The sequence below is a fragment of the Luteibacter sp. P4_D7_3 genome, from assembly GCF_056401735.1.
This window is the reverse complement of record NZ_JBFUIT010000428.1, coordinates 1-2,663: the sequence shown is the minus strand read 5'-3', so window position 1 is coordinate 2,663 and position 2,663 is coordinate 1. Positions and strand designations below refer to the sequence as shown.

At 63.7% G+C, this 2,663-nt stretch carries 2 protein-coding genes; one reads left to right on the top strand and one right to left on the bottom strand.

What is annotated here, in order from left to right; translation table 11 throughout:
* A partial coding sequence (locus tag AC1DSN_RS21060) for a hypothetical protein (protein WP_477332671.1) occupies window positions 1-264 on the bottom strand: 264 nt, incomplete at its 3' end.
* A 63-nt stretch (window positions 265-327) separates the two neighbouring features.
* Between AC1DSN_RS21060 and AC1DSN_RS21055 the strand changes: the two genes are divergently transcribed.
* A partial coding sequence (locus AC1DSN_RS21055) for a hypothetical protein (protein WP_477332669.1) occupies window positions 328-2,663 on the top strand: 2,336 nt, incomplete at its 3' end.

Genomic DNA, 2,663 nt, shown 5'->3' with positions numbered 1-2,663 from the left:
GGCTAATTCGAGTGGAGAGCTCGCCGCGGAGTTGCCTAGAAGGGCGAGCTGGCCTCTGTCCAAGGCTAACTCGACACGCGTCGTGGACCCCGTGAGTACGGCAAATAAGAAGGTCCGATCTGCCTCGCCGAGCCAGTCCGCGTTTGGCGACAGCAACAGCAGGTCGCCTTCGGCACTTTCCCATATCGACACGATGAACAGGGCCGGCTTTCCAGGAGAGCGTAGCCCGTCGCCGTATTTTTCGACGCCTGTCGGCTCGCCCATGCCCGAACGGGTTCGCGTGGAGGCGAACGGCTCGGTGACTCATTTTCGCAGGTTCAGCTGACGATGGAAGAGATCACGCGATCCAAGTCAAACCGCCGCAACATCGAGCGCCACGCCAGCGTGGCGACGCCGGCGGCGCACGAGCCCGTGGCCGGCGCGGGCGGCATCCACTCGAACGCATACAATTTCCTGAGCGCGGTGAACACAGGCGTAGACCCGCGCACGGGCATGTATTCCTGTTCGATCAGCCTGCCCGGCGTGGCGGCGAACAACCTGTGTGGCCCTGCGGCCAACTTCGGTCTGAGCTTCAGTGCGCTCAACCCGATCGACGAGGGTTTTGGCGTGGGCTGGTCATTGACGACGACACGCTACGACACGCGCCGTCGCCGGTTGTCGTTGTCCAGCGGCGAGTCGTTCATGGTGGACGCGTTTGTCGGCGGCGTAGCGACGTTCAAGGATCGGAAGCTACGCACGTTCGACCTCCTGCAACGCGGCCCGGACGACTATGTGATCGTGCACAAGTCGGGAACGTCCGAATGGTTGCGGGTCATCCTGGGACGCAAAGAGAACAAGGGTAGCGACGGTGTCGCGATGTTGTACGAAGTGCGCTCACCCGAGGGCTACCCGGTCACCTTCGAGCAGACCGCGCCCAATGGCATCGCGCGGCTACACCGTGTGTGGGATGGCACCGGGCGAGTGTTGCTGACGGTGGACTACGAGATAGATGCCACGGTGTTGACCCTGCATCCGGAGGGCGCCCAGGCCGCCGCCTTCACCCTGCACTTCAACAACGACAGGCTGGTGCGGTTGGCGCTACCAGAGGGCTATGGCGAAAGCTGGTCATTCGACTACCAGGGCGAGGCAGCTGTGCTCTTGCTCAAGAGCGTCACGGTACCGACGGGCGGCCGCGAAGAGGTCGACTACAAGCTGGAGGGCCACGTATTGCCGGGCGGCGCGGAGCGTCCGCTGAGTCATATGCCGGTCGTGATCGAGTACCGGAGGGATCCGGGCCATGAGCAGCCGGTGATGAGGACGCACTACGCGTACTCGGAGCAGAACTTCTTCGGGTACGGTGCGGTAGACGACTGGCTGAACGACAAGGACAATTTGTACCGGATCGTCGCCGAACCAGGACGGCGATACGAGTACAGCTCGATCGAGACGCACTACGACGATCTCGCGCCTGTGCGCACCGTGGAACGGGTATTCAATCGCTTTCACCTGCTCACCAGCGAGCGCAGCGTGCAGGATGGCTGCGTGAAGGAAGTGATCACGACTTACGACGAAGACCCGGCAATCTCGTTCGAAGACCAGCAGTCCTGGTGCCAGCTACCCGTGGAGGTGCGGACCCTGTACTACCGGGAGACCCCCGCCGACCGCTCCAACGCCGGCACCCGGCGCTTCCGTGAGATGGCGAGGAAGACTCGCTATGACGCGCACGGCAATGTGCTCGAAGCCACCGACGAACGCGGTGCGACCGAGGTCTACGACTACTTTCCTGCCAAAGGCGAGCCGGGACTGTGTCCCGTGGACCCGCTGGGCTTCGTGCGTTTCCTGCGCGAGAAACGCGTCGATCCCCCCGCCGGAACCGACGGCCCGGTGCGCCTGACACGTTATACCTACAAGGAGCTTCCCTCCCRTGTCGTCGGAGCCTCGATACACATCGTGCCGTGGACCGAGACGCTCTATACCGTCCATGGCGACGGTACGGAGGTCGAGCTCGGCAAAACGTCGCAGTATTTCATCGGGGACCGCGGTCCCGATCATGGTCGCTTGGAGCGCCTGGTTTCGCGCCATGGAGGCGTCGAAAGCAGCGTCGATCACGCCTACGATGATTCGGCTATCACGAGGGACGCGTCCGGTCGCGACGTTCCGGTGTTGACGACGACAAGCCACAAGACCGCGAGCAACGGCCAGGATAGCCAGCACGCGACATCGGTGACGGCACGGTCGTACCTGAGCGGACTTCCCGTCATGGATCGGTCGCCCGGCGGCGTGGTCATGCGTTACTCCCACGACGCACTCGGCCGTCAGGTCGCCGAAACCGTGGCGGCGGATTCGGACTGGGCGGCGACGACATCGACGACCTTCGTGCTGGCAGCCTCCGGCGCCCGCATCGTCAAACGTAGTGTGACGGGGCAGGAGACCGCGACCGAACTGGATGGCTTCGGGACGGCCCTGCGCGTTCTGGCGATYAACGCGGAAAATGACCTCCCCGAGCGCGACATATGGCGGGCCAGCTTCGATGGCATGGGCCGCAAGGTCGGCGAAACGGTGACGGACAGCCGGCTACCGATCGCTTCGGTCGCTCCGCCCTATGCGGCCGACGCGATTGTTTCCACGACGGAGGACGTCGTGGAGACGACCACGAGGTACGTCTACGATGGATGGGATAACGT